Source organism: Arthrobacter sp. FW306-05-C (assembly GCF_021801725.1).
In the GTDB taxonomy this organism is placed as follows: Bacteria; Actinomycetota; Actinomycetes; order Actinomycetales; family Micrococcaceae; genus Arthrobacter.
This window is the reverse complement of the sequence record NZ_CP084556.1, coordinates 3,101,020-3,121,129: the sequence shown is the minus strand read 5'-3', so window position 1 is coordinate 3,121,129 and position 20,110 is coordinate 3,101,020. Positions and strand designations below refer to the sequence as shown.

Sequence of the window (20,110 nt, the reverse complement as noted above, 5' to 3'; positions counted from 1 at the left end):
AACCGAGCCGGCGGCGAACGCGTAGTCCATCCCAAAAGGAGACCCCGTGGCACAGGACGTGCTTACCGACCTTAGTAAGGTCCGCAATATCGGCATCATGGCCCACATTGATGCCGGCAAGACCACCACCACCGAGCGCATCCTGTTCTACACGGGTGTGAACCACAAGATCGGCGAAACGCACGACGGCGCGTCGACCACCGACTGGATGGAACAGGAAAAGGAACGCGGCATCACCATCACGTCTGCCGCCGTGACCTGCTTCTGGGAAAACAACCAGATCAACATCATCGACACCCCGGGCCACGTGGACTTCACGGTTGAGGTTGAGCGCTCCCTGCGCGTCCTCGACGGTGCAGTTGCCGTCTTCGACGGCAAGGAAGGCGTTGAGCCGCAGTCCGAGACCGTATGGCGCCAGGCTGACAAGTACAACGTCCCGCGTATCTGCTTCGTCAACAAGATGGACAAGCTCGGTGCTGACTTCTACTTCACCGTAGACACCATCATCAGCCGCCTCGGTGCCAAGCCGCTGGTCATGCAGCTGCCCATCGGTGCCGAGAACGACTTCATCGGCGTCGTCGACCTGCTTTACATGCGTGCCCTGGTTTGGCCGGGCGACGCCAAGGGCGACGTGACCATGGGTGCCAAGTACGAGATCCGTGAGATCCCGGCTGACCTCCAGGAAAAGGCTGAAGAGTACCGCGCGAACCTCGTTGAGACCGTTGCAGAGTCCTCCGAGGAACTCATGGAGAAGTACCTTGAGGGCGAAGAGATCTCGATCGACGAGCTCAAGGCCGGCATCCGCCAGATGACCATCAACTCCGAGCTGTACCCGATCTTCTGTGGCTCCGCGTTCAAGAACCGTGGCGTCCAGCCGATGCTCGATGCAGTTGTGGACTACCTGCCGAACCCGCTCGACGTCCCCCCGATGGTCGGTCACGATCCTCGCGACGAAGAGAAGGAACTGACCCGCAAGCCTTCCGCTGAGGAGCCGTTCTCGGCCCTGGCATTCAAGATTGCTGCTCACCCCTTCTTCGGTCAGCTCACCTTCATCCGCGTGTACTCCGGTCACGTGGAAGCAGGCGCGCAGGTGGTCAACTCCACCAAGGGCAAGAAGGAGCGCATCGGCAAGCTGTTCCAGATGCACGCCAACAAGGAAATGCCCGTTGAGGGCGCTACCGCCGGCCACATCTACGCAGCCATCGGTCTGAAGGACACCACCACGGGTGACACCCTGTGTGATGCCAACAACCAGATCGTGCTCGAGTCCATGAGCTTCCCGGAGCCCGTGATCTCGGTTGCCATCGAGCCGAACACCAAGGGTGACCAGGAGAAGCTCTCCACGGCCATCCAGAAGCTCTCCGCTGAGGACCCCACCTTCCAGGTGTCCCTCAACGAAGACACCGGCCAGACCATCATCGCCGGCATGGGCGAGCTCCACCTGGACATCCTGGTGGACCGCATGCGCCGCGAGTTCAAGGTCGAGGCAAACGTGGGCAAGCCCCAGGTTGCCTACCGCGAAACCATCAAGCGCGCCGTCGAACGCCACGACTACACGCACAAGAAGCAGACCGGTGGTTCGGGCCAGTTCGCAAAGATCCAGATCGCCATCGAGCCGCTGGACACCGCTGAGGGTGAGCTGTACGAGTTCGAGAACAAGGTCACTGGTGGCCGCGTTCCGCGCGAATACATCCCGTCCGTCGACGCGGGCATCCAGGACGCATTGAACGACGGCGTCCTGGCCGGCTACCCGGTTGTCGGTATCAAGGCCACGCTGATTGACGGCGCGTACCACGATGTTGACTCCTCGGAAATGGCGTTCAAGATCGCCGGCCGTATGGCTTTCAAGGAAGCTGCACGCAAGGCGAACCCGGTTCTGCTCGAACCACTGATGGATGTCGAGGTCCGCACCCCTGAGGAATACATGGGTGAAGTTATCGGTGACCTCAACTCCCGCCGTGGCCAGATGCAGTCCATGGAAGATGCACAGGGCGTCAAGGTCATCCGTGCGCACGTTCCGCTGTCCGGCATGTTCGGCTACATCGGCGACCTGCGCTCCAAGACCCAGGGCCGTGCTGTCTACTCCATGACGTTCAACAGCTACGCCGAGGTCCCGAAGGCAGTTGCCGACGAGATCATCCAGAAGTCCCGCGGCGAGTAGTCCTTTCCGGACTTTCAAAGCGAACACCCCGGGTTCGGTGGCCTCCAAGGCCGACGAACCTGGTGCAGGAGGCCGGCCGGTCCAGGCCGGCCCCCTGCACCGACAGGCTCAGGGGACTAGTATTAGTTCCTGAATCTGCGATTTCACCAATCCAAAGCCCCCCAAGTAGACTTGCCTGAGTTCTACCGCGACAAGCGCGGCTGGAGGGCAAGCTATTTGTAAACGTTCTAGGAGGAACCTGTGGCAAAGGCAAAGTTCGAGCGGACTAAGCCGCACGTCAACATCGGCACCATTGGTCACGTTGACCACGGTAAGACGACGCTGACGGCCGCCATTTCCAAGGTGCTGTACGACAAGTACCCGGATCTCAACGAAAAGCGTGACTTCGCGTCGATCGACTCTGCACCCGAAGAGCGTCAGCGCGGTATTACCATCAACATCTCCCACGTGGAGTACCAGACCGAGAAGCGTCACTACGCACACGTTGACGCCCCCGGCCACGCTGACTACATCAAGAACATGATCACCGGTGCTGCTCAGATGGACGGCGCAATCCTCGTGGTTGCCGCTACCGACGGCCCGATGGCTCAGACCCGCGAGCACGTTCTGCTCGCCCGCCAGGTTGGTGTTCCCTACCTGCTGGTCGCGCTGAACAAGGCTGACATGGTCGATGACGAGGAACTCCTCGACCTCGTCGAAATGGAAGTTCGTGAGCTCCTGAGCTCGCAGGGCTTCGACGGCGACAACGCTCCGGTGGTTCGCGTTTCCGGCCTGAAGGCCCTGGAAGGCGACCCCGAGTGGGTCAAGTCCGTTGAGGACCTGATGGCTGCTGTCGACGAGTCCGTTCCGGACCCCGTACGTGACCGCGACAAGCCGTTCCTGATGCCGATCGAAGACGTCTTCACCATCACCGGTCGTGGCACCGTTGTTACGGGCCGCGCCGAGCGTGGAACCCTCGCCATCAACTCCGAGGTCGAGATCGTCGGCATCCGCCCGGTCCAGAAGACCACGGTTACCGGTATCGAGATGTTCCACAAGCAGCTCGACGAAGCATGGGCCGGCGAGAACTGTGGCCTGCTGCTCCGTGGCCTGAAGCGCGACGATGTCGAGCGTGGCCAGGTTGTCGTCAAGCCGGGTTCCATCACCCCGCACACCGACTTCGAGGCCAACGTCTACATCCTCTCCAAGGACGAAGGCGGACGTCACAACCCGTTCTACTCCAACTACCGCCCGCAGTTCTACTTCCGTACCACGGACGTAACCGGCGTTATCACCCTGCCCGAGGGCACGGAAATGGTTATGCCTGGCGACAACACTGAGATGACCGTTGCGCTCATCCAGCCCATCGCCATGGAAGAGGGCCTCGGCTTCGCAATCCGCGAAGGCGGCCGCACCGTTGGTTCGGGACGCGTTACCAAGATCATCAAGTAGTACTTGCTGATCAAGGATTTGCTGGGCTTCGGCCCACACTAAAATCCATAAAGAAAGCCCCGCTGCTAAGCAGCGGGGCTTTCTTTATGCCCAAAAGCCCCGGCCGGGACATTGCGGAACCGCTATCGACAAGCCCTGATACTGTGGCAGCACTGAAAGGAGATCATCATGGGATGGCTTATTTTCCTGATCATCGCGGTTGTGGTGGTGGGTGGGGTGTTCTGGGTCAGAAGGAACTTCCGGCACGAAATTGACCGGGCCAAGCGGATCAACAGGGCAAACAAGAACCAGTAGACGCCCTCCCTCCGGCCAGCTTGCCGGTACGCCTTATTCCTACTTTTCGGTATACCTAAATTCGCGGTATCCTCGTCTTAGTGACGCCGCAACGACGAGGACATGTGATGGCTGTATCGACTATGGCGGCGCAAACCGCCACTCCGGGGCTCTGGTCCCGCCTCCTGCTGCTGGGGCCTGCCTTCGTGGCAGCCATTGCTTATGTGGACCCTGGAAACGTCGCGGCTAACCTGACGGCCGGCGCCAGCTTTGGGTACCTGCTCGTCTGGGTCCTCGTGGCTGCCAACGGGATGGCCGTTCTCATCCAGTACCAGTCCGCCAAGCTTGGGCTCGCCACTGGCATGAGCCTGCCGGAAATCCTCGGCCAGCGGCTGGGAACCGGCCGCCGACGCGCCTATTGGGTGCAGGCCGAGGTCGTTGCCGGAGCCACGGACCTGGCTGAGGTGATCGGCGGGGCAGTTGCGCTTAATCTGCTGTTTGGCCTGCCGCTGCTCGCCGGTGGGGTCGTCATTGGCCTTGCGTCAATGCTGTTGCTGGCACTGCAGTCGCGCCGGAGCCAGAAGTCCTTCGAGTTCGCGATCCTCACCCTTCTTGGTGTGATCGCCGTGGGGTTCGTCTCGGGCCTGTTCGTCGCTCCGCCGGACGCGGGCGGCGCCCTGGCCGGCCTTGTACCGCGCTTCGAGGGAACCGATACAGTCCTGCTCGCTGCCAGCATGCTCGGTGCAACCGTCATGCCGCACGCGATCTACCTGCATTCAGCCCTCGCCCGGGACCGCCACGGCTTCTCGAAGGATCCTGCCGTCAGGACACGGTTGATCCGGACCACCCGCGTGGACGTCGCCGGCGCCCTGCTGCTTGCCGGCGTCGTCAATATCGCCATGCTGCTGTTGGCTGCCACCAGCCTCCGCGGGGTGGAGGGCACTGACACCATTGCCGGTGCCCACGCGGCGGTCACGTCGGCACTGGGGCCGGTCATCGGCGTCGTATTCGCCGTAGGCCTGCTGGCCTCCGGGCTGGCGTCCACCTCGGTGGGTTGTTATGCCGGGGCCACCATCATGGGCGGGCTGCTGAAGATGAGGATTCCGCTGCTGGTCCGCCGAACCGTGACCCTGATCCCGGCGTTGCTGGTCCTTGGCGCGGGCATCGAACCCACGGTAGCCCTGGTCCTCAGCCAGGTCCTCCTGAGTTTCGGTATCCCGTTCGCGCTGATTCCGCTGATCCGGCTTACCGGAAGCCGCAAGGTGATGGGCGTCCATGTGGATTCCAAGCCCCTCCGGATCGCCGGTTGGACCAGCGCCACCCTTATCGTGGGGCTGAACTGCGTTCTGATCTTCCTGACTGTCACCGGGCACTCCTGACCCACAGAGCCGGCCAGGCTAGTCTGATCGGCCATTCCTTGCGCGGGACAGGGCCTGGTACCAGTAGAAGGACCTCTTTGGCGTCCGCTGCAGCGTCTCAAAGTCCACGTGCACCAGGCCAAAACGTTGCGAGTAGCCGGCGGCCCACTCAAAGTTGTCCATGAGCGTCCACACGAAATAGCCACGCAGGTCCAATCCCTCTGCCAGGCCCCCGGGAGCCGTGGCCTCAAGCGCCGCACCCAAATGACTGGCCAGGTACTCCACCCGATCGGTATCCTCGAGGGTCCCCGAAACGCGGTCAGGTTCCGGGAAACTGGCGCCGCCCTCGGTGATGTATACCGGGGGGAGGGCCGCTCCGTAACGGTCGCGCATTTCCTGCAGCAGGATGCCCAGGTGTTCCGGCGCCACGGGCCAGCCGAAGCCCGTACTGCCGTACTCCGGGTAGCCCACCTCGTGGAAGGGCAGCTTGGCAAGCTCCTTGTGCATGTCCGCAGGCAGGGGGGTGATGCCTGGCCCCACGGCCACCTTGACCGGGAAGTAGTAGTTGAGCCCGTAGAAATCCAAGGGCTGGTGGATGGTTTTGAGATCCGCGTCGGAAATCCTGCCGATGGAACGAAGCCAGGGCTTCGCGTACAGCGGCAGCGACGGGTAGCGGCCCAGCAGGACCGGATCCGCGTACATCCTGTTCATCAGCAGGTCATAGACGTGGGCGACCAGCCTATCGCCGATTTTTCGTGAGGCGGGCCTGACGGGAGAGTGCAGGTTGGACAGGCCTACTCCGCCGGCCACTCCAGCAGCCCGCAGCGCCTGCACGCCGAGCCCGTGTGCCAGGAGCTGGTGATGGACGGCGGGAAGGGCGTCGAACAGCAGCCGGCGGCCGGGTGCGTGCACCCCCAGTGCGTAGCCGTTCAGGGTGACCGATACGGGTTCGTTGAGGGTGACCCACTGAGCCACCCGGTCCCCGAACCGCTCACCGGCGGCCCTGGCATACTCACCGAACCGCTCGGCCGTGTCCCGGTTCAGCCAGCCGCCGCGGTGTTCCAGGGGCAGGGGAGTGTCCCAGTGGTAGAGCGTTGCCATGGGTGAGACGCCTGCTTCGAGCAGTTGGTCGATGAGACGGTCGTAGAAATCCAGGCCTTCGGCATTGAAGGCACCCCGGCCGTCAGGCTGGATGCGTGGCCAGGACAGGGAGAACCTGTAGGAGCCTACGCCCAGTTCCTTCAGCAGCGCGACATCCTCCGGGAGCCTGTTGTAGTGGTCGCACGCCACTGCGGGGGAGTGGCCGTCGAGGATGGCACCGGGCTTCTCCGCGAAGGCATCCCACCCCGATGGCCCACGGCCCCCGGCCTTCAGCGAGCCTTCAATCTGGAATGCCGCTGCCGCGACGCCGAGGATGAACGACGGCGGCACGCGCCCGGCCAGTTCCGTCACCGATTCTGTACTCTCCAGGGTCATGCCCCTATCATCCAGCCGCTCCCGGCCCGCGGCAATGGCCCTGACGAGCATCGATACGGAGCCAATTCGCATCTGCCGCAGTTTTCCGGCATACTAGATGAGTTGTTCAAGCGCTTCTTCGTGTCCCGATCCGGATAATGCCGGGTGCAGGGTCCAAGCTGAAGACCAAACATAACCCACCCCAATGGAATTGCGGATTTGTATGCGTGTTCAGCGCGACACGCCCGACCGCGGGGGTCGGTTGCGCCGGCAGGTTGAGGAACCCGGATTCATCCGGATTCAGCTTGTGCGGCGGATGGTGGTTACGACCTCAAATGCTTCGGCAGCCATACAACGAGTAAGTGAACAGGGCAGCCCTAAACCGGGGAAGCACAGACTGAAAGAGAGTCAGGCGACATGGCGGGACAAAAAATCCGCATCCGGCTGAAGTCATACGACCACGAGGTCATTGACGTTTCAGCACGGAAGATCGTTGAGACGGTCACGCGCGCAGGCGCAACGGTAGTTGGCCCCGTGCCGCTGCCTACGGAGAAGAACGTGTACTGCGTTATCCGCTCTCCGCACAAGTACAAGGACAGCCGCGAGCACTTTGAAATGCGCACGCACAAGCGTCTTATCGACATCATCGATCCCACGCCGAAGGCTGTTGACTCGCTCATGCGTCTCGACCTGCCGGCTGACGTGAACATCGAAATCAAGCTGTAGGGAGGTGCTGAGAAACTATGACCGCAACCCGTAACGTAAAGGGCCTGCTGGGCACGAAGCTCGGCATGACCCAGGTCTGGGACGAGAACAACAAGCTCATCCCCGTCACTGTGGTCCAGGCAGACTCGAACGTCATCACCCAGCTGCGCAACGCTGAGTCCGATGGCTACGTCGCCGTTCAGATCGGCTACGGCCAGATCGATCCCCGCAAGGTCACCAAGCCGCTGGCTGGTCACTTTGAGAAGGCAGGCGTCACGCCTCGCCGCCACGTCGTCGAACTCCGTACCGCAGATGCTGCTGAGTACGAGCTGGGCCAGGAGCTCTCCGTGGAGCTCTTCGAGGCCGGTCAGAAGATCGACGTCATCGGCACCACCAAGGGTAAGGGCTTCGCCGGTGTTATGAAGCGTCACGGCTTCCACGGCGTTGGCGCTTCCCACGGTGCCCACAAGAACCACCGTAAGCCCGGTTCAATCGGTGGCGCATCCACCCCGAGCCGCGTCTTCAAGGGCATGAAAATGGCCGGCCGCATGGGCGCCGTTCGTCACACCACGCTGAACCTCACGGTCCACGCGGTTGACGTCGAGAAGTCGCTGCTCCTGATCAAGGGCGCCGTTCCCGGTGCCCGCGGCCAGGTCGTACTCGTACGCACTGCCGTGAAGGGAGCCTAGTTCAATGGCTAACACTGTCCAGGTTGACCTGCCTGCAGAGATCTTCGACGTTCAGACCAACGTGCCGCTGCTGCACCAGGTTGTCGTTGCCCAGCTCGCTGCTGCCCGCCAGGGAACCCACAAGACCAAGACCCGCGCTGAAGTTTCCGGTGCAGGACGCAAGCCGTTCAAGCAGAAGGGTACCGGCCGCGCCCGTCAGGGTTCCGTCCGTGCTCCGCACATGACCGGCGGTGGCATTGTCCACGGTCCCACCCCGCGTGACTACAGCCAGCGCACCCCCAAGAAGATGATTGCTGCTGCACTGCGCGGCGCACTGTCTGACCGGGCCCGCAACGGTCGCATCCACGTTGTCTCCGAGCTGGTTGCTGGAGACAAGCCGTCTTCCAAGACTGCCCTGGCAACGCTTCGCGGCGTTTCCGACCGCAAGAACCTGCTGGTCGTCATCGAGCGCGATAACGATGTTGCTGCACTGTCCGTGCGCAACCTCGCCGGCGTTCACGTTCTGTACGCAGACCAGCTGAACACCTACGACGTTCTCGTCTCTGATGACGTTGTCTTCACCAAGGCTGCCTACGACGCATTCGTTGCCGCTAAGGCAGCAAAGAACGAGGAGGATGCCAAGTGAGTGCAGCCACCATCAAGGATCCCCGCGACGTCGTGCTTGCACCCGTCGTGTCGGAAAAGAGCTACGGCCTGATCGACGAGGGCAAGTACACCTTCCTGGTGGACCCCCGTTCGAACAAGACCGAGATCAAGCTGGCCGTGGAGAAGATCTTCTCCGTCAAGGTCGAATCGATCAACACCATCAACCGTGCCGGTAAGCGCAAGCGCACCAAATTCGGATGGGGTACCCGCAAGAACACCAAGCGTGCGATTGTCACCCTCAAAGAAGGCACCATCGACATCTTCGGCGGTCCGCTCGCGTAGCGGAGACCACTTTAACGAGGAAATAAATTATGGGAATCCGTAAATACAAGCCGACTACCCCGGGCCGTCGTGGCTCGAGCGTAGCGGACTTTATCGAAATCACGCGGTCGACGCCGGAAAAGTCGTTGGTACGTCCGCTGCCCAAGAAGGGCGGCCGTAACAACACCGGTAAGATCACCACCCGCCACAAGGGTGGTGGACACAAGCGCCAGTACCGTCTGATCGACTTCCGTCGCCACGACAAGGACGGCGTCAACGCCCGCGTTGCCGAAATCGAGTACGATCCGAACCGCACGGCTCGCATCGCCCTCCTGCACTACGTTGATGGCACCAAGCGTTACATCATCGCTCCCAACAAGCTCTCCCAGGGTGACGTTGTAGAGGCAGGTGCCGGTGCTGACATCAAGCCCGGTAACAACCTGCCGCTCCTCAACATCCCGGTGGGTACCGTTATCCACGCAGTTGAACTGCGTCCGGGTGGCGGCGCCAAGATGGGCCGCTCCGCCGGCGCATCCATCCAGCTTGTTGCCAAGGAAGGCCGCTTCGCCCAGCTGCGCCTGCCCTCCGGCGAAATCCGCAACGTTGACGTGCGCTGCCGCGCAACGGTCGGCGAAGTTGGCAACGCCGAGCAGTCGAACATCAACTGGGGCAAGGCCGGCCGTATGCGGTGGAAGGGCGTCCGCCCGACCGTCCGTGGTGTCGCCATGAACCCGGTTGACCACCCGCACGGTGGTGGTGAAGGTAAGACTTCCGGTGGTCGTAACCCCGTGAACCCGAACGGTAAGCGTGAAGGCCGCACCCGCCGCCCCAACAAAGAGAGCGACAAGCTTATTGTGCGTCGCCGTCGTACTGGCAAGAACAAGCGATAGGAGCCTGGACACATGCCACGCAGCCTGAAAAAAGGTCCTTTCGTTGACCAGCACCTCTTTGTGAAGGTAGCCAGGGAAAACGAAAAGGGCACCAAGAACGTCATCAAGACCTGGTCCCGCCGTTCGATGATCATCCCCGACATGCTCGGGCACACGATCGCCGTACACGACGGACGCAAGCACATCCCGGTGTTTGTCACTGAGTCGATGGTCGGGCACAAGCTCGGCGAATTCGCTCCCACGCGGACATTCCGCGGCCATGTCAAGGACGACCGTAAGGGCAAGCGCCGCTAGGCGCCTGCGTTTACGTCAAAGACGAGAGAAGGAAAGCAATGGAAGCCAAGGCAATTGCGCGCCACATCCGCGTAACGCCTATGAAGGCCCGGCGCGTCGTCAACCTTGTTCGTGGATTGCAAGCGAATGAGGCTCTGGCAATTCTGAAGTTTGCCCCGCAGGCAGCTTCGGAGCCGGTATTCAAGGTAGTTCAGTCGGCAATCTCCAACGCCCGGGTCCTCGCGGACCGCGACGGCGTGGCGTTTGACGAAGGCGACCTCATCATCAGCGAAGCGTTTGTTGATGAAGGCCCGACCATGAAGCGGTTCCAGCCGCGTGCCCAGGGTCGTGCATTTCAGATCAAGAAGCGCACCAGCCACATCACCGTGGTAGTCGCTACCCCGGAGAAAGAGGAGGCTCGCTAAGTGGGACAGAAAGTAAACCCGCACGGGTTCCGACTCGGCATCACCACCGATCACGTATCGCACTGGTTCGCTGACAGCACCAAGGCCGGCCAGCGGTACAAGGACTTCGTTCGCGAAGACATCCGCATCCGCCAGCTCATGTCCACGGGCATGGAGCGCGCCGGTATCGCCAAGGTCGAAATCGAGCGCACCCGTGACCGTGTCCGCGTGGACATCCACACGGCCCGTCCCGGCATCGTCATCGGCCGCCGTGGAGCAGAAGCAGACCGCATCCGCGGCGAGCTCGAAAAGCTCACCGGCAAGCAGGTCCAGCTGAACATCCTCGAGGTCAAGAACCCCGAGATGGAAGCCCAGCTTGTGGCCCAGGGCGTTGCAGAGCAGCTGACTTCCCGCGTGGCATTCCGCCGTGCGATGAAGAAGGCCATGCAGTCCGCACAGCGTGCAGGTGCCAAGGGCATCCGTATCGCCTGCTCGGGCCGCCTGGGTGGCGCTGAAATGTCCCGCTCGGAGTTCTACCGCGAAGGCCGTGTGCCCCTGCACACCCTCCGCGCGAACATCGACTACGGCTTCTACGAAGCCAAGACCACCTTCGGCCGTATCGGTGTGAAGGTCTGGATCTACAAGGGTGACGTCACCGCCAAGGAACTGGCCGCACAGGCTGCTGCCGCTCCGTCCCGCGGTGGCCGTGGCGAGCGTCCCGGCCGCCCGGGTGGCGCTGACCGCGGTGACCGCCGCCGTCGCAACGACCGTCCGGCCGCTGACGCAGCTCCTGCTGCCGAAGCTCCGGCAGCTGAAGCTGCACCTGCAGCAGCAGAAGGAGGACAGGCTTAAATGCTTATCCCACGTCGAGTCAAGCACCGTAAGCAGCACCACCCGGGTCGTTCCGGCGCTGCCACGGGCGGCACCGAGGTCTCGTTCGGTGAGTGGGGTATCCAGGCTCTGAGCCCGGCATACGTCACCAACCGCCAGATCGAATCTGCCCGTATCGCGATGACCCGCCACATCAAGCGTGGCGGTAAGGTCTGGATCAACATTTACCCGGACCGTCCCCTGACCAAGAAGCCTGCCGAAACCCGCATGGGTTCCGGTAAGGGTTCACCGGAATGGTGGGTCGCCAACGTAAAGCCGGGCCGGGTTCTGTTCGAACTCTCCGGTGTCAATGAAGAGGTAGCTCGCGAGGCCCTGCGCCTGGCAATCCACAAGCTGCCGTTGAAGGCACGCATTGTGCGTCGCGAAGGTGGTGAGTAGAAATGGCAGTAGGATCCAAGGATCTGGCTCCCGCACAGCTGGACGGTTTCGACAACGAGCGTCTCGTTGAAGAACTCCGCAAGGCCAAGGAAGAGCTGTTCAACCTGCGTTTCCAGTCCGCCACCGGACAGCTGGAGAACCACGGTCGCCTGCGCGCGGTAAAGAAGGACATCGCCCGCATCTACACCGTTCTCCGCGAACGCGAGCTGGGCATTCGTGCCGAGGTTGCCGCGCCGGTTGTGGAAGCCAAGGAAGAAAAGAAGTCCAAGAAGGCTTCAACCAAGAAGGCCGACAAGGCTGAAAAGGCTGAGACCGAGGAGGACGCCAAGTGAGTGAAAAGGACCAGAACGTGACCGAAACTGCTACCGCAGCCAAGGCTGTGCAGCGCGGTTACCGCAAGACCCGTCGCGGTTACGTGGTCTCCGACAAGATGGAAAAGACCATCGTTGTCGAGGTTGAAGACCGCGTGAAGCACGCACTGTACGGCAAGGTCATCCGCCGCACTTCCAAGGTCAAGGCACACGACGAAGAGAACACCGCCGGCATCGGCGACCTCGTTGTCATCGCCGAGACCCGTCCGCTGTCCGCCACCAAGAACTGGCGGCTCGTGGAAATCCTCGAGAAGGCCAAGTAGCACCTGCTGCTTAGCTGAGGCCCCTGCTCCTTCCGGAGTGGGGGCCTCCTCGTTTTAACGCGCCCCTCACGGCAGCCAGCTTTTCAGCGAAGCGCACGACGGCGGGACCTGCTTTGGCGGGGGAGCGGCACCCTGGGCGGGCTGAAAGGCTGCCATGCGTGACGCCGTCGTGCGTCCTGCACTGCTTGCGGACCAGGGGACGGCGGTGATATGGGGACTGGCGGAAAACGTGCTAGGATATTGAGTTTGTATGGCGCCTTTCGCGCGCCGTCATCAACCTCGTAAACAAGCGTGCCACAGCATAGTGCCCCTGTGCGCCCGGGATCCGTCCCGGACTGGATGGGAGCAACTGCTTCTGGCACGGGCGTTTAGGCCTGGTCTGGCAAAATCCAGGCAGGTCAAGAGACACCCCGATCAACCGTTCCGCAAGGCTCATTCCGTAGCAAGACCACGGCCTGAGAACCGGCGCGACGCAAGGAGTAAATAGTGATTCAGCAGGAGTCGCGACTCAAGGTCGCCGACAACACGGGTGCTAAGGAAATCCTTACCATTCGCGTTCTCGGTGGATCCGGCCGTCGCTACGCAGGCATCGGTGACGTCATTGTCGCCACCGTCAAGGATGCGATCCCTGGCGGCAACGTAAAGAAGGGCGATGTGGTCAAGGCCGTCATCGTCCGTACCAAGAAGGAACGCCGCCGTGCGGATGGTTCCTACATCAAGTTTGACGAGAACGCAGCTGTGATCCTGAAGAACGACGGTGACCCCCGCGGTACCCGTATCTTCGGACCGGTTGGTCGTGAACTGCGTGACAAGAAGTTCATGAAGATCGTTTCTCTGGCTCCGGAGGTGCTCTAGTCCATGGCTGCAAAGATCAAGAAGGGTGACCTGGTTCAGGTCATCACTGGCGCCAAGGCTGAGCGCGGCGGCGACCGCGGCAAGCAGGGCAAGGTCCTGCGCGTCTTCACCGACACCAACCGCGTGCTGGTTGAGGGCATCAACCGCGTCACCAAGCACACCCGGGTTGGACAGTCGCAGCGCGGCACCAAGACCGGCGGCATCGAGGTCGTAGAGGCCCCGATCCACATTTCGAACGTGGCCCTGGTTGACCCGTCGACCAAGAAGCCGACCCGTGTGGGCTTCCGCCTCGACACCGTGGAGAAGAACGGCGTGCAGAAGACCGTCCGCATCCGCGTGTCCAAGAGCACCGGGAAGGACATCTAATGACTGAGACCATCGAGACTCCGGCAACGAAGATCGTTCCCCGTCTGAAGGCCAAGTACGCCGAAACCATCAAGGGCCAGCTCCAGGATGAGTTCAAGTACCAGAACGTGAACCAGGTGCCCCGCCTGGTGAAGGTCGTTGTGAACATGGGTGTTGGAGATGCCGCCAAGGACTCCAAGCTGATCGACGGCGCTGTCCGCGACCTGACCCAGATCACCGGCCAGAAGCCGCAGGTTACCAAGGCCCGCAAGTCGATCGCACAGTTCAAGCTGCGCGAAGGCATGCCCATCGGTGCACACGCAACCCTGCGTGGCGACCGCATGTGGGAATTCGTGGACCGTCTGGTCAGCCTGGCACTGCCCCGTATCCGCGACTTCCGCGGCCTCAGCGGCAAGCAGTTTGATGGCAATGGCAACTACACCTTCGGTCTGACCGAACAGGTTATGTTCCACGAAATCGACCAGGACAAGATCGACCGCGTCCGCGGTATGGACATCACGGTTGTCACCACCGCCAAGACCGATGACGAAGGCCGCGCGCTGCTCAAGGCGCTTGGTTTCCCGTTCAAAACCGAAGCTTAATTAACTACGTAAAAGGTCCGGCCGCTCCGATCCGTCAAGGACGGGACGGCGGAAACCGTTACGAGGAAGGGCATGAGCCCACATGACAATGACAGATCCTGTCGCAGATATGCTTACGCGCCTGCGTAACGCAAACTCGGCATACCACGACTCCGTGTCTATGCCTTACAGCAAGCTCAAGGCACGCGTTGCCGACATCCTCAAGGCCGAAGGTTTCATCGCCGGCTGGAAGGAAGAGGACGCTGAGGTTGGCAAGAAGCTGACCCTCGAACTCAAGTTCGGTCCGAACCGCGAGCGTTCCATCGCCGGTGTTCGCCGCATCTCCAAGCCGGGCCTCCGCGTTTACGCGAAGTCCACCAACCTGCCGCACGTGCTGGGTGGCCTGGGTATCGCAATCCTGTCCACCTCTTCCGGCCTCCTGACTGACAAGCAGGCCGGCAAGAAGGGCGTGGGCGGCGAAGTCCTCGCGTACGTCTGGTAACGGGAAAGGAAGAGAATAATGTCACGTATTGGACGTCTCCCCATCACCGTTCCTGCCGGCGTTGAGGTCAAGGTTGACGGCTCTGTCGTCAGCGTCAAGGGTTCCAAGGGGGAGTTGAGCCACACTGTGGCCAGCCCCATCGAGGTTGCCCTGGAAGACAACACCCTGACCGTAAGCCGCCCGAACGACGAGCGTGCCTCACGTTCGCTCCACGGCCTGACCCGCACCCTGATCGCCAACATGATCCAGGGCGTCACCGCAGGCTACGAGAAGAAGCTTGAAATCGTCGGTACCGGTTACCGCGTTCAGGCCAAGGGTTCTGACCTTGAGTTCGCTCTGGGCTACAGCCACCCGGTCAACGTTTCGGCTCCGGCCGGCATCACCTTTGCAGTAGAGGGACCGACCAAGCTCTCTGTATCAGGAATCAACAAGCAGCAGGTCGGCGAAGTTGCTGCCAACATTCGCAAGCTGCGGAAGCCCGACCCGTACAAGGGCAAGGGCATCCGTTACGCCGGCGAAGTCATCCGCCGCAAGGTCGGAAAGGCTGGTAAGTAACCATGGCCATCTCCATTAACAAGAAGCGTACGAACAAGAGCAAGGCTGCTGGTCGCAGCCGCCGCCAGCTTCGTATCCGCAAGCGCATTTCCGGTACGGCTGTACGCCCCCGCATGGTGGTCAACCGCTCCGCACGCCACGTATTTGTCCAGGTTGTCGATGACACCATTGGCCAGACCGTAGCAAGCGCGTCCACACTGGAAGCCGACCTCCGTGCATTCGACGGTGACAAGACTGCCAAGGCCAAGCGCGTCGGCGAGCTCGTTGCCGAACGTGCCAAGGCTGCCGGCGTCGAGGCTGTTGTGTTCGACCGTGGTGGTAACAAGTACCACGGCCGGATTGCCGCCGTCGCTGACGGTGCACGCGAAGGTGGGCTGTCACTGTGACCGAAGCAAACAAGGAAAAGGACACTGTGTCTGCAGATCAGAAGGCTCCCGAAGCCGCAGCTGCTGAGACCACTGCCCCCGCTGCCGACGACCGCCGTGGTGGCGCCCGTCGCGGCGAGCGTGGCGACCGCGGCCAGGGCCGCGGCGACCGCGGTGGCCGTGGCGGCCGCGACGGTGGCCGTGAAGCCGAAAAGAACCAGTTCGTAGAGCGCGTTGTCACCATCAACCGCGTTTCCAAGGTCGTCAAGGGTGGTCGTCGCTTCAGCTTCACCGCACTGGTCGTCGTTGGTGACGGTAACGGCATGGTCGGCGTGGGCTACGGCAAGGCCAAGGAAGTTCCCGCTGCTATCGCCAAGGGCGTTGAAGAGGCCAAGAAGTCCTTCTTCCGCGTTCCGCGCGTTGGCAACACCATCCCGCACCGCGTTCAGGGTGAAGCCGCTGCCGGCGTCGTAATGCTGCGTCCGGCCTCCGCCGGTACCGGTGTTATCGCCGGTGGTCCGGTCCGTGCAGTACTGGAGTGCGTGGGCATCCACGACATCCTCTCCAAGTCGCTCGGTTCCTCCAACGCCATCAACATCGTTCACGCGACCGTTGATGCCCTGAAGCGCCTCGAAGAGCCGGCAGCAGTGGCAGCACGCCGCGGCCTGCCGCTGGACGAGGTTGCTCCCCAGGCTCTGGTGAAGGCCCTCCTGGCTCCGAAGGCAGGTGTTTAGTCATGGCTAAGAACCTGGTCCCTTCCGACGCCCAGTTGGAAATCACTCAGATCAAGTCCGCCATTGGCGGCAAGCAGAACCAGCGCGACACCCTGCGGTCCCTCGGCCTGAAGCGGATCGGACACACCGTTGTCCGCACCGCCGACGCCGTGACCGTTGGAATGCTCAACACGGTTCCGCACCTGGTAAAGGTAGAGGAGGCGAAGTAAATGGCAGAGAACACTGCTGATAAGGCACAGGCTGCTGAGAAGCAGAACGCCCTGAAGGTTCACCACCTGCGTCCCGCCCCGGGTGCCAAGACCGCCAAGACCCGTGTTGGTCGTGGTGAGGCATCCAAGGGTAAGACCGCCGGCCGTGGTACCAAGGGTACGGCTGCCCGCTACCAGGTGAAGGCTGGCTTTGCCGGCGGCCAGCTGCCGCTGCACATGCGCCTGCCCAAGCTGCGTGGCTTCAAGAACCCGTTCCGGGTTGAGTTCCAGGTCGTGAACCTGGACAAGCTCAACGAGCTGTTCCCGGAAGGTGGCGCAGTCACCGTGGAGAACCTGGTTGAAAAGGGTGCGGTTCGCAAGAACCAGCCCGTCAAGGTGCTGGGCACCGGCGACATCACCGTCAAGGTTGACGTCACCGTCCACGCATTCTCGGCCAGCGCCGCTGAAAAGATCGCTGCAGCAGGCGGAAGCACCACCGCCCTGTAAGGGACGGCGCCAGCTGTTGAACTCCCGGTATCCGTGGGCTTTGGCCCCGGATACCGGGAGTTTTTCATATCCGCCGGGCGAATTTTTCGCGCCATCCGGCGCACGTGCGCTGCCCCGGATTGTTCGCAGGGCGCATCCAACCGTTAGACTCGGTTGTCGGGATTTATCAAGTTCCGCCACCCCACCCTTATTGACACCACAGGAGGACGCTTGCTTAGCGCATTTGGCCGGGCCTTTCGCACGCCTGATCTGCGACGCAAGTTGTTGTTCACGCTGGCAATCATCACCATCTTCCGCTTGGGTGCTTTCATTCCCTCGCCAGGTGTGAACTACCAGAATGTCCAGCAATGCTTGCAGAACGGTCAGACCGCCGGCGGGTTGTACCAGCTCGTTAACCTCTTCAGCGGCGGCGCGTTGCTCCAGGTGTCTATTTTCGCCCTGGGCATCATGCCCTACATCACGGCGAGCATCATTGTGCAGCTGCTCCGGGTGGTCATTCCCCGGTTCCAGCAGCTCTACGAAGAGGGCGCGTCGGGCCAGTCCAAGCTGACCCAGTACACCCGCTACCTCACCATCGCGCTGGGCCTGCTCAACGCCACCACCCTGGTGTCGCTGGCACGCTCCGGGCAGTTGCTGCCCGGTTGCCAGCTGCCGATCATCCCGGACACCAGCATCATCACCACCATCCTGATCATCATCACGCTTACGGCAGGTACCGGCCTGATCATGTGGATGGGCGAGCTTGTCACGGAGAAGGGCGTGGGCAACGGCATGTCGCTGCTCATCTTTACCTCCATCGCCGCGCAGTTCCCCACCTCGCTGGGCGCCATCTGGACCTCCCAGGGCCCGGGAACCTTCTTCATCGTCCTCGCCGTGGGCCTGCTCACCGTTGCACTGGTGGTCTTCGTGGAACAGTCGCAGCGGCGTATCCCCGTGCAGTACGCCAAGCGCATGATCGGGCGGCGCACCGTGGGCGGCACCAGCACCTACATTCCCATCAAGGTGAACATGGCCGGCGTCATTCCGGTGATCTTCGCTTCCTCCATGCTCTACATTCCCGGGTTGATCGCGCAGTTCAACCAGCCCCGGAACGGCGAGCCCATGCAGCCGTGGGTTGAGTGGATCAACAACAACCTCACCCGCGGTGACCACCCGATCTACATGGCGGTTTACTTCGTCCTGATCGTGTTCTTTACCTACTTCTACGTCGCGATTACCTTCAACCCTGAAGAAGTCTCGGACAACATGAAGAAGTACGGCGGCTTCATCCCTGGTATCCGCGCCGGCAGGCCGACCGCTGATTACCTGCAGTACGTGCTCTCACGGATCACCCTGCCCGGTGCCCTTTACCTGGGCTTCGTGGCACTGATTCCGCTGGTGGCACTGGTACTGATCAATGCGAACCAGAACTTCCCGTTCGGTGGCACCTCGATCCTGATCATGGTGGGCGTTGGTTTGGAGACCGTAAAGCAGATTGATGCGCAGCTACAACAACGTCACTACGAAGGGCTTTTGCGATGACGAGAATGCTGATTATTGGACCTCCCGGTTCCGGAAAAGGAACGCAGGCGGAGCGGATCTCAGAACGCCTCGGCGTTGTGGCCATCTCCACCGGCGACATCTTCCGTGCCAACGTGAAGGGCGAAACGCCGCTGGGCCTCGAGGCCAAGAAGTTCATGGACAACGGTGACTTCGTTCCGGACAGCGTGACCAACAAGATGGTCCGCGACCGCCTTGGCGAGTCCGATGTGAACAATGGCTTCCTGCTGGACGGCTACCCGCGCACCACCGCGCAGGTGGATTACCTTGACGAGATCCTCGCCGACGGCGACGAGAAGCTCGACGTGGTCCTCCAGCTGACCGCCGACGACGAGGAACTGGTGCACCGCCTCCTGGGCCGGGCCAAGGAAACGGGCCGGAGCGACGACAACGAAGCCGTCATCCGCCACCGCCTTGACCTGTACCACGAGCAGACCGAAGCTGTGGTGTCGAAGTACGCCGAGCGCGGCATCCTCACCCAGGTCGACGGGATTGGTCCCATCGACGAAGTTACCGACCGCGTGATGCAGGCCATCAAGGCGGCACAGGCAGCCTGACCAAAGGCGGCCCCGGTTTTATCGAGGCTCCTCCCGGCATCCGGGAGGAGCCTCAGCCATTTGAGAGGAAACACCATGGCCTTTGGCCAGCCCCGCATCGAATTCAAGAACAATGCCCAGATGCGCACCATGCAGGAGGCAGGCCTGGTCCTAAGCCGCGCACTCGACGCCGCCGTTGCCGCCGCGGTGCCGGGAGTCACCACCAAGCACCTGGACGACGTCTTCGCCGCCGTCCTCAACGAGGCAGGCGCCAAGTCCAACTTCCTGGGCTACCACGGCTTCCCGGCCACCATCTGCACCTCAGTGAATGAGGAAGTGGTGCATGGCATTCCCGGCAGCCGGATCCTCCAGGACGGGGACATCATCTCCATCGACGGTGGCGCCATCGTCAACGGCTGGCACTCGGATTCCGCGCGGACGGTGATCGTGGGAACCGCGGATCCGGAGGACCAGCGGCTCTCCGACATCACCCAGGCCGCCATGTGGCGGGGCATCGCAGCGCTGGCCACAGGCTCGCACGTTGGAGACATTGGCGCGGCCATCGATGATTACGTTTCGTCCGTTCCCGGCAAGCCGCTGGGCATCCTGGAGGACTACGTGGGCCACGGCATCGGTTCCGAGATGCACATGGCGCCTGATGTCCTGAACTACCGCACCAGCCACCGGGGTCCCAAGATCAAGCCGGGCCTCTGCCTCGCCATTGAGCCAATGCTTGTGCGCGGCGGCATCGAGACCGCGGTCCTGGAGGATGACTGGACAGTGGTGACCACGGACGGCAAGCGCTCCTGCCAGTGGGAGCACTCCGTGGCGGTGCATGAGAAGGGCATTTGGGTGCTTTCAGCGCCGGACGGCGGTGCGGAGCACCTGGCGCCCCTCGGCGTCACCCCGGTGCCGATTCCGTAAGGGACGCGCACGTTCGCCGGCGAAACGCAAA

Annotated in this window: 28 protein-coding genes; 27 read left to right on the top strand and 1 reads right to left on the bottom strand. The window is 62.0% G+C overall.

Annotated features, from left to right (window positions below):
• Positions 1-46 precede the first annotated feature (46 nt).
• From fusA to LFT44_RS14450, 4 genes are all read left to right on the top strand, one after another.
• Positions 47-2,161: an elongation factor G gene (fusA, locus tag LFT44_RS14460; protein WP_236799113.1), complete on the top strand. Its 2,115-nt coding sequence runs from the start codon at positions 47-49 to the stop codon at positions 2,159-2,161.
• A 240-nt stretch (positions 2,162-2,401) separates the two neighbouring features.
• On the top strand, positions 2,402-3,592 hold the full coding sequence (gene tuf / locus LFT44_RS14455) for an elongation factor Tu (protein ID WP_141159762.1): 1,191 nt from the start codon (positions 2,402-2,404) through the stop codon (positions 3,590-3,592).
• 168 nt (positions 3,593-3,760) lie between these two features.
• On the top strand, positions 3,761-3,886 hold the full coding sequence (locus LFT44_RS21990; RefSeq protein WP_268815694.1) for a hypothetical protein: 126 nt from the start codon (positions 3,761-3,763) through the stop codon (positions 3,884-3,886).
• A 107-nt stretch (positions 3,887-3,993) separates the two neighbouring features.
• Positions 3,994-5,244, top strand: coding sequence for an Nramp family divalent metal transporter (locus LFT44_RS14450; protein WP_236799112.1), 1,251 nt, complete (start codon positions 3,994-3,996; stop codon positions 5,242-5,244).
• An 18-nt stretch (positions 5,245-5,262) separates the two neighbouring features.
• Here LFT44_RS14450 and LFT44_RS14445 read toward each other — a convergent pair whose 3' ends face one another.
• Positions 5,263-6,699, bottom strand: coding sequence for a GH1 family beta-glucosidase (locus LFT44_RS14445; RefSeq protein ID WP_236802907.1), 1,437 nt, complete (start codon positions 6,697-6,699; stop codon positions 5,263-5,265).
• A 396-nt stretch (positions 6,700-7,095) separates the two neighbouring features.
• Here LFT44_RS14445 and rpsJ point away from each other — a divergent pair, with 396 nt between their 5' ends.
• From rpsJ to map, 23 genes are all read left to right on the top strand, one after another.
• Complete coding sequence (gene rpsJ / locus LFT44_RS14440) at positions 7,096-7,404, top strand: 30S ribosomal protein S10 (protein WP_003803825.1); 309 nt, start codon at positions 7,096-7,098, stop codon at positions 7,402-7,404.
• A gap of 17 nt (positions 7,405-7,421) precedes the next feature.
• Positions 7,422-8,072 (top strand): 50S ribosomal protein L3, encoded by a 651-nt coding sequence (rplC, locus tag LFT44_RS14435; RefSeq protein WP_236799111.1) that lies wholly within the window; start codon positions 7,422-7,424, stop codon positions 8,070-8,072.
• 4 nt (positions 8,073-8,076) lie between these two features.
• Positions 8,077-8,697, top strand: coding sequence for a 50S ribosomal protein L4 (rplD, locus tag LFT44_RS14430; RefSeq protein ID WP_141942676.1), 621 nt, complete (start codon positions 8,077-8,079; stop codon positions 8,695-8,697).
• Positions 8,694-8,999: a 50S ribosomal protein L23 gene (gene rplW, locus LFT44_RS14425; protein ID WP_011692807.1), complete on the top strand. Its 306-nt coding sequence runs from the start codon at positions 8,694-8,696 to the stop codon at positions 8,997-8,999. The genes rplD and rplW overlap by 4 nt, the downstream gene beginning before the upstream one ends.
• A 29-nt stretch (positions 9,000-9,028) precedes the next feature.
• Positions 9,029-9,868: a 50S ribosomal protein L2 gene (gene rplB / locus LFT44_RS14420; RefSeq protein ID WP_026264302.1), complete on the top strand. Its 840-nt coding sequence runs from the start codon at positions 9,029-9,031 to the stop codon at positions 9,866-9,868.
• 12 nt (positions 9,869-9,880) lie between these two features.
• Positions 9,881-10,162: a 30S ribosomal protein S19 gene (rpsS, locus tag LFT44_RS14415; RefSeq protein WP_003803803.1), complete on the top strand. Its 282-nt coding sequence runs from the start codon at positions 9,881-9,883 to the stop codon at positions 10,160-10,162.
• Positions 10,163-10,200: 38 nt separating this feature from the next.
• Positions 10,201-10,566, top strand: a complete 366-nt coding sequence (gene rplV, locus LFT44_RS14410) for a 50S ribosomal protein L22 (protein ID WP_009358304.1) — start codon at positions 10,201-10,203, stop codon at positions 10,564-10,566.
• Complete coding sequence (gene rpsC, locus LFT44_RS14405; protein ID WP_236799110.1) at positions 10,567-11,397, top strand: 30S ribosomal protein S3; 831 nt, start codon at positions 10,567-10,569, stop codon at positions 11,395-11,397.
• Entirely contained in the window at positions 11,398-11,814 is a 417-nt protein-coding gene (rplP, locus tag LFT44_RS14400) for a 50S ribosomal protein L16 (RefSeq protein ID WP_015937848.1), read from the top strand.
• 2 nt (positions 11,815-11,816) lie between these two features.
• Positions 11,817-12,146 (top strand): 50S ribosomal protein L29, encoded by a 330-nt coding sequence (gene rpmC, locus LFT44_RS21985; protein ID WP_018769136.1) that lies wholly within the window; start codon positions 11,817-11,819, stop codon positions 12,144-12,146.
• On the top strand, positions 12,143-12,448 hold the full coding sequence (gene rpsQ / locus LFT44_RS14390; RefSeq protein ID WP_272910802.1) for a 30S ribosomal protein S17: 306 nt from the start codon (positions 12,143-12,145) through the stop codon (positions 12,446-12,448). Before rpmC ends, rpsQ begins: the two co-directional genes overlap by 4 nt.
• Positions 12,449-12,934: 486 nt before the next feature.
• Positions 12,935-13,303: a 50S ribosomal protein L14 gene (gene rplN, locus LFT44_RS14385; RefSeq protein WP_003803789.1), complete on the top strand. Its 369-nt coding sequence runs from the start codon at positions 12,935-12,937 to the stop codon at positions 13,301-13,303.
• A 3-nt stretch (positions 13,304-13,306) separates the two neighbouring features.
• Positions 13,307-13,669, top strand: coding sequence for a 50S ribosomal protein L24 (rplX, locus tag LFT44_RS14380; protein WP_236799108.1), 363 nt, complete (start codon positions 13,307-13,309; stop codon positions 13,667-13,669).
• Complete coding sequence (gene rplE, locus LFT44_RS14375) at positions 13,669-14,250, top strand: 50S ribosomal protein L5 (RefSeq protein ID WP_236799107.1); 582 nt, start codon at positions 13,669-13,671, stop codon at positions 14,248-14,250. Before rplX ends, rplE begins: the two co-directional genes overlap by 1 nt.
• Before the next feature lie 82 nt (positions 14,251-14,332).
• Entirely contained in the window at positions 14,333-14,731 is a 399-nt protein-coding gene (rpsH, locus tag LFT44_RS14370; protein WP_018769139.1) for a 30S ribosomal protein S8, read from the top strand.
• 18 nt (positions 14,732-14,749) lie between these two features.
• Entirely contained in the window at positions 14,750-15,286 is a 537-nt protein-coding gene (gene rplF / locus LFT44_RS14365) for a 50S ribosomal protein L6 (protein WP_110541321.1), read from the top strand.
• Between the two features lie 2 nt (positions 15,287-15,288).
• Positions 15,289-15,672, top strand: coding sequence for a 50S ribosomal protein L18 (gene rplR / locus LFT44_RS14360; protein ID WP_236799106.1), 384 nt, complete (start codon positions 15,289-15,291; stop codon positions 15,670-15,672).
• A complete protein-coding gene (gene rpsE / locus LFT44_RS14355) occupies positions 15,669-16,385 on the top strand; it encodes a 30S ribosomal protein S5 (protein ID WP_142133091.1) in 717 nt (238 codons plus the stop codon). Before rplR ends, rpsE begins: the two co-directional genes overlap by 4 nt.
• A gap of 2 nt (positions 16,386-16,387) precedes the next feature.
• Entirely contained in the window at positions 16,388-16,594 is a 207-nt protein-coding gene (rpmD, locus tag LFT44_RS14350) for a 50S ribosomal protein L30 (protein ID WP_009358731.1), read from the top strand.
• On the top strand, positions 16,595-17,080 hold the full coding sequence (gene rplO / locus LFT44_RS14345; RefSeq protein WP_236799105.1) for a 50S ribosomal protein L15: 486 nt from the start codon (positions 16,595-16,597) through the stop codon (positions 17,078-17,080).
• Positions 17,081-17,290: 210 nt separating this feature from the next.
• Positions 17,291-18,601, top strand: a complete 1,311-nt coding sequence (gene secY / locus LFT44_RS14340; protein WP_236799104.1) for a preprotein translocase subunit SecY — start codon at positions 17,291-17,293, stop codon at positions 18,599-18,601.
• Between the two features lie 5 nt (positions 18,602-18,606).
• Complete coding sequence (locus LFT44_RS14335; protein WP_236802906.1) at positions 18,607-19,176, top strand: adenylate kinase; 570 nt, start codon at positions 18,607-18,609, stop codon at positions 19,174-19,176.
• Positions 19,177-19,251: 75 nt separating this feature from the next.
• On the top strand, positions 19,252-20,079 hold the full coding sequence (gene map / locus LFT44_RS14330; RefSeq protein ID WP_236799103.1) for a type I methionyl aminopeptidase: 828 nt from the start codon (positions 19,252-19,254) through the stop codon (positions 20,077-20,079).
• Positions 20,080-20,110 lie beyond the last annotated feature (31 nt).

Bases quoted from the DNA above. Each gene is read 5' to 3' on its own strand.
- LFT44_RS21990 (WP_268815694.1), top strand. From the start codon at position 3,761: ATGGGATGGCTTATTTTCCTGATCATCGCGGTTGTGGTGGTGGGTGGG.
- LFT44_RS14450 (WP_236799112.1), top strand. From the start codon at position 3,994: ATGGCTGTATCGACTATGGCGGCGCAAACCGCCACTCCGGGGCTCTGG.
- LFT44_RS14445 (WP_236802907.1), bottom strand. From the start codon at position 6,699: ATGACCCTGGAGAGTACAGAATCGGTGACGGAACTGGCCGGGCGCGTG.
- rpsJ (WP_003803825.1), top strand. From the start codon at position 7,096: ATGGCGGGACAAAAAATCCGCATCCGGCTGAAGTCATACGACCACGAG.
- rplC (WP_236799111.1), top strand. From the start codon at position 7,422: ATGACCGCAACCCGTAACGTAAAGGGCCTGCTGGGCACGAAGCTCGGC.
- rplD (WP_141942676.1), top strand. From the start codon at position 8,077: ATGGCTAACACTGTCCAGGTTGACCTGCCTGCAGAGATCTTCGACGTT.
- rplB (WP_026264302.1), top strand. From the start codon at position 9,029: ATGGGAATCCGTAAATACAAGCCGACTACCCCGGGCCGTCGTGGCTCG.
- rpsS (WP_003803803.1), top strand. From the start codon at position 9,881: ATGCCACGCAGCCTGAAAAAAGGTCCTTTCGTTGACCAGCACCTCTTT.
- rplV (WP_009358304.1), top strand. From the start codon at position 10,201: ATGGAAGCCAAGGCAATTGCGCGCCACATCCGCGTAACGCCTATGAAG.
- rplP (WP_015937848.1), top strand. From the start codon at position 11,398: ATGCTTATCCCACGTCGAGTCAAGCACCGTAAGCAGCACCACCCGGGT.
- rpmC (WP_018769136.1), top strand. From the start codon at position 11,817: ATGGCAGTAGGATCCAAGGATCTGGCTCCCGCACAGCTGGACGGTTTC.
- rplX (WP_236799108.1), top strand. From the start codon at position 13,307: ATGGCTGCAAAGATCAAGAAGGGTGACCTGGTTCAGGTCATCACTGGC.
- rplE (WP_236799107.1), top strand. From the start codon at position 13,669: ATGACTGAGACCATCGAGACTCCGGCAACGAAGATCGTTCCCCGTCTG.
- rpsH (WP_018769139.1), top strand. From the start codon at position 14,333: ATGACAATGACAGATCCTGTCGCAGATATGCTTACGCGCCTGCGTAAC.
- rplF (WP_110541321.1), top strand. From the start codon at position 14,750: ATGTCACGTATTGGACGTCTCCCCATCACCGTTCCTGCCGGCGTTGAG.
- rplR (WP_236799106.1), top strand. From the start codon at position 15,289: ATGGCCATCTCCATTAACAAGAAGCGTACGAACAAGAGCAAGGCTGCT.
- rpmD (WP_009358731.1), top strand. From the start codon at position 16,388: ATGGCTAAGAACCTGGTCCCTTCCGACGCCCAGTTGGAAATCACTCAG.
- rplO (WP_236799105.1), top strand. From the start codon at position 16,595: ATGGCAGAGAACACTGCTGATAAGGCACAGGCTGCTGAGAAGCAGAAC.
- LFT44_RS14335 (WP_236802906.1), top strand. From the start codon at position 18,607: ATGCTGATTATTGGACCTCCCGGTTCCGGAAAAGGAACGCAGGCGGAG.
- map (WP_236799103.1), top strand. From the start codon at position 19,252: ATGGCCTTTGGCCAGCCCCGCATCGAATTCAAGAACAATGCCCAGATG.